Annotated in this window: 4 protein-coding genes; 2 read left to right on the top strand and 2 right to left on the bottom strand. The window is 42.5% G+C overall.

Annotated features, from left to right (window positions below):
• Nucleotides 1–182: 182 nt before the first annotated feature.
• Complete coding sequence (locus F6K49_RS35615; RefSeq protein WP_293065006.1) at nucleotides 183–575, bottom strand: hypothetical protein; 393 nt, start codon at nucleotides 573–575, stop codon at nucleotides 183–185.
• 147 nt (nucleotides 576–722) lie between these two features.
• Here F6K49_RS35615 and F6K49_RS35610 point away from each other — a divergent pair, with 147 nt between their 5' ends.
• Nucleotides 723–2,099 carry an ABC transporter substrate-binding protein gene (locus F6K49_RS35610; protein WP_293104367.1) on the top strand — a complete coding sequence of 459 codons (1,377 nt, stop codon included), beginning with the start codon at nucleotides 723–725 and terminating at the stop codon, nucleotides 2,097–2,099.
• Here the strand turns inward: F6K49_RS35610 and F6K49_RS35605 are convergent.
• Nucleotides 2,054–2,245 carry a hypothetical protein gene (locus tag F6K49_RS35605; RefSeq protein WP_293065000.1) on the bottom strand — a complete coding sequence of 64 codons (192 nt, stop codon included), beginning with the start codon at nucleotides 2,243–2,245 and terminating at the stop codon, nucleotides 2,054–2,056. The two genes, F6K49_RS35610 and F6K49_RS35605, sit on opposite strands and share 46 nt — an antisense overlap.
• A gap of 662 nt (nucleotides 2,246–2,907) precedes the next feature.
• Here F6K49_RS35605 and F6K49_RS35600 point away from each other — a divergent pair.
• Nucleotides 2,908–4,692, top strand: a complete 1,785-nt coding sequence (locus F6K49_RS35600; RefSeq protein WP_293104364.1) for a response regulator — start codon at nucleotides 2,908–2,910, stop codon at nucleotides 4,690–4,692.
• The last annotated feature ends 15 nt before the right edge of the window (nucleotides 4,693–4,707 follow it).

Genomic DNA, 4,707 nt, shown 5'->3' with positions numbered 1-4,707 from the left:
ATTTAAAGTCTGGGGATTTGCCCATCAAAGCTAATGCGCCTAGCGCATTAGCTGATAGCAGATAGCTGATAGCTGATAGCTGATAGCTGATAGCTGATAGCTGATAGCTGATAGCTGATAGCTGATAGCTGATAGCTGATAGCTGATAGCTGATAGCGTACACTGTTTAGTTATCCAAAAAATTACTTTTTTAACAGTAATAATGTAGTCAATATTAGCACTAAAATTGCTTCAGTTCCCAAAAGACCGTAGATGGTTTGTCTTTGCTCAGGGGTGGCGGCAAAATAATCGATAAATACTGTGTAAATAATAAACTGAGAGAGAATTCCCACTAAACACAATCCAATGCCCCACACTTGTCGCTGCCAAAGTCCAATCACTGCTGCTGTATCGAGAATGCCATAAAAAACATCGCCAATTCTCCAGGTTAAAGGTGTTTCTAACCACGGTATTTCACCAAAACCTGCTATATTACTAAAGTGGACAATCGCGCCATAGGCAAAGACAAAGGCAATAATTCTTAAATAAATGCTCATCCAAGGGCGTTCTGTAGCTTCGATAAAATAGTCCACCATAGGTCATACGTCCGTGAAAAAAACTACTTTTGTCCACCTTAAGGATAGTGCTCTTAGGGGCTTATTCTTTGGCAAAATGACCACGATTGGTTCATCGGTAGGAGTAGAGTTGTCACGTCTGCACAACGGTTTCGAGGTTCAAGAATCATGCAGCGACGCCAATTTACTCGACTATCCTTGTTCTTATTTGGTCTGGGGTTAGCTGACTGTAGTAAGAATCAAGTTGAGTCTACCAAAGGATTTACGATAAACCGGAGTAATTCGCTGCGCATCTGGTGGAGTCAGGGTTATTATCCAGAGGAAACTGATGCACTCAAAGAAATCATCGCCAGGTGGACACAAAAGAGTGGAATTAAGGTTGAGCTTAGCCTTTTATCTGAAAAAGATACGTTAAAGGAACTCAATAATGCGATCGCAGCAGGCAACCCTCCGGACATCTTCTATAGTATTGAAGCGGATACCCAGATCATCCCCCGTCTAGCATGGAACAACCAATTGGCAGATGTTTCTGAGGTAGTAGAACCTCTCGAAAAGCTATACACTGGCAGTGTTCTACAGAGTGTCACTTACCTGAACAATGTGGCGAAGAAGCGCAGCTACTATGCTGTCCCGATCATGCAGTATTCAGTCTACATTCACTGTTGGCAAGACTTACTGGCAGCTATTGGTAAGACACCAGACGCGATTCCTAAGGATTGGCAAGGGTTTTGGCAGTTTTGGCACTTCGCTCAACAGCAACTACGTCACCAGGGTCAACAGACTATTTATGGTATTGGTTTACCCATGTCCGAGGCTTCTGATACCTTCGACATTTTTGAAAACTTCCTAGAAGCTTACAATGTCAAACTGATCAACTCCAATGGTCGGTTACGCTTAGATAATCCCCAAGTGCATCAGGGGATTACCGCTGCCTTAGCGAAATATACCAACTTCTATAAGAATGGTACGGTACCACCGGAAGCAGTGGATTGGGGAAACACTGATAATAATATTGCCTTTCTTAGCCGCACTACTTTAATGACAGCTAACCCATCCCTATCGATTCCCGGTTCCCAACGGCAAGATCAGGCAATTTACACCAAGCAACTTGCTACTGTGCCATGGCCGAACAAGCCAAAGGTCGAGCCTATGAAACCCATCGCTTCAATTGGGCAGGTAATTCTGTTGGAAAGATCGGATAAAAAGCAGGTTGCTAAGGATTTCTTGTTCTATTTGGTACAACCACAAAATCTGAAAACATACATCCAAGGTTCTCAAGGGCGATTTGTTTCTGTTTTGCCTAAAGCTTTACCAGACCGATTCTGGAATGATGGAACAGATCCCCATATTTCAGTGGCTCTAAAGCAGTTACAACAAACGACCCGTCTACCCTATCAAGTCTTCACCCCAATTTACGCTGAAGTACAATCCCAGAATGTTTGGGGTAAAGCGATTAGAACAATAGTTGTAGATGGTTTGTCTGTGGCGCAAGCTACCCATCAAGCGATCGCACAAATCAAGCAAATTTTTGCTGATTGGAAGTGATCATAGGTATTAGTCAATCCCCCTTTTGTTGCCCCACTGAAGGTCTGTTCCCCCTCTTCCGGAACAGTAACTGGTTTTCTTAGGGCAATATTTGCAGTTAGAGTGGGTATATCAGCCAATATCTCAACAGCCTGTAGCTTGATCACAGGCAGGACTTACGCACACAATCCATGGGTAGGGTGGGCAAAACCTTGCCCACCCTACAGGTAGCGTTAAATTGAGGGATTTGCGTAAGTCCTAACAGGGGTCAAAACCCAGTTGTGATCAACGCTTTGTAGTACCCCCCCTCAGGAAATGGAAGTGCTCTATAAACTTGGCGATGCTGGGCAGTATGACAAAAATTCGCCCAGGAACTCACTATCGGGTTTCGTGGGCGAGTTGTGAAAATCCAGAAGTCCAAAATTCCTGGTAGTGCGGGCAGGATGCCCGCGTGAGAGTTCACAATCGATTAGACCTCTCAGGAAAGCGCGGTTTTAGCTCAATTGGGGCAAGACTTCCAGAATCTTTTTCGCTTCTGTTGTCTATTGAGACCCCCATGAGAGTTCACAACCTCCGCCAGAATTGCTGTAAGCATATGCGCTACAGATGGTGCTACTTGAGGTGCAGTCAGCAGTCAGCCGTTGGCCTTGGCCGTTGGCCACGCTACGGGAATGGCTGATCGCTGAATACTTAGGAATTGCTATACCTCGAACCAGTCGATGAAAACTACATTCCCAAAGCCCACCAAACTCAAAAACTTAGCCGAAGGGTTTCAATAACAAGCAATTGTTACCTTGTTTAAAGATTATCTGCATCTGGAATAAAATCCATGAGTGTAATTGCTAAAACAAATGACTTTGAATTAAAAAAGTATACCATATTGATTATTGATGATAATCCCACAAATTTAAGGGTTGCCTTTGATTATTTAGAAGATTGTGGATTCACAATTTTAGTATCCCAAGATGGTGAAAGTGGGTTAAAACGCGCTAAGTATGCCCATCCTCAAATTATTTTACTGGATGTTTTGATGCCAGGTATAGATGGCTTTGAAACCTGCTGTCGATTGAAGGCGGATCAGGCTACTAAAGATATTCCTGTAATTTTTATGACGGCGTTATCTAGTACCGAGGATCAGGTGAAAGGATTTGAAGTTGGGGGAGTCGATTATGTCACTAAGCCACTCCAACATGAGCAACTCTTAACTCGGATAATCAATCATTTACGGATTCAGGAGTTAACTGAAAAGCTGCAACTCCAAAATCAGGAGTTAAAACAACAAGCCATTGAACTGGCAAAAGCTAAAGAAGCTGCTGAATTAGCTAGCCAAGCCAAAAGTGAATTCCTCTCCAATATGACTCATGAACTGCGTACTCCTCTCAATGGCATTTTAGGTTATGCCCAAATCCTCCAACGGGATAAAACCGCTAGCCCTAAACAAAAGCATAGTATCGATCTCGTTTACCAATGTGGTACTCACTTGCTCAACTTGATCAATGACATCTTAGAGCTGTCGAAAATCGAAGCCAGGAAAATGGAACTGTTGCCGAAAGAGATTCATTTTCCTACTTTTTTGATCTCGGTTGTAGAAATCTGCCGTATCAAAGCTCAGCAAAAGGGTATCTCTTTTATTTATCAACCCTCATCCTATCTACCAGCAGGGATTGTGGCTGATGAAAAACGACTGCGACAAGTTCTGATTAACCTCCTGAGCAATGCTATTAAGTTTACTGACCATGGCGGAGTAACCTTCAAGGTAGAGGTGATCAGTAATGATAAAGCCCTACAACCACCACTCCCTAGGATTTATAGAGATCAGCAAGAGGGAGAAGAGGGGGAAGAGGGAAAAGTTATCACAGACAAAATCATGCCACTAATGGGCAAAGTCTCCCAATCACCCATGGTTAAAATTCGATTTAAAATCGAAGATACTGGCATCGGACTCAACCCAGAAGAATTGGAAACAATATTTTTACCCTTTGAACAATTTGGGGATAGTGCTATTCGAGATCAAGGCACTGGTCTGGGATTAGCTATTAGCCAGAAAATTGTTAATCTCATGGGAAGTCATATCAAAGTTGAAAGTACTTCTGGCAAGGGTAGTGTTTTTTCTGTGGATTTGGATTTACCTACTACCACAGTAATGGATCACAAAACTAAAATTTATACCAATACTATCGTTGGTTTTCAGGGCAAGGTGCGTAAAATAGTAGTGGTAGATGACAAACCCAAGAATCGCTCTTTTATTGTTAATTTTTTACAACCTCTGGGATTTAAACTTTTGGAAGCGAGTAATGGGGTTGAGGGTTTGGAAAAAGCTATAGAATTTCACCCTGACTTAATTATTACTGACTTAGTGATGCCAGTGATGGATGGCTTTGAAATGATGCGACGTATCCGCTCATCAGAGCAATTGAAACAGATCATGGTAATCGCGACATCTGCCAGTGTTTATGAATTAGAACACCAACAGAGTCAGGATATAGGCTGGATCGATATTCTTTCTAAGCCTGTGAACGTTGAAGAATTACTCGAGAAATTAAAGCGGCATCTGCAACTGGAATGGGTATATGAACAGTATGATCCCGAAGTATCAAAAATCAAAATTGAATAGAACGCGGACTCACAT

The sequence above is a fragment of the Moorena sp. SIO3I6 genome, from assembly GCF_010672095.1.
Note: the sequence above shows the minus strand (reverse complement) of the source record. Positions and strands in the feature narration are given on the sequence as shown.

Coding starts and splice junctions, on each gene's coding strand:
- F6K49_RS35615 (WP_293065006.1), bottom strand. CDS start 575: ATGGTGGACTATTTTATCGAAGCTACAGAACGCCCTTGGATGAGCATT.
- F6K49_RS35610 (WP_293104367.1), top strand. CDS start 723: ATGCAGCGACGCCAATTTACTCGACTATCCTTGTTCTTATTTGGTCTG.
- F6K49_RS35600 (WP_293104364.1), top strand. CDS start 2,908: ATGAGTGTAATTGCTAAAACAAATGACTTTGAATTAAAAAAGTATACC.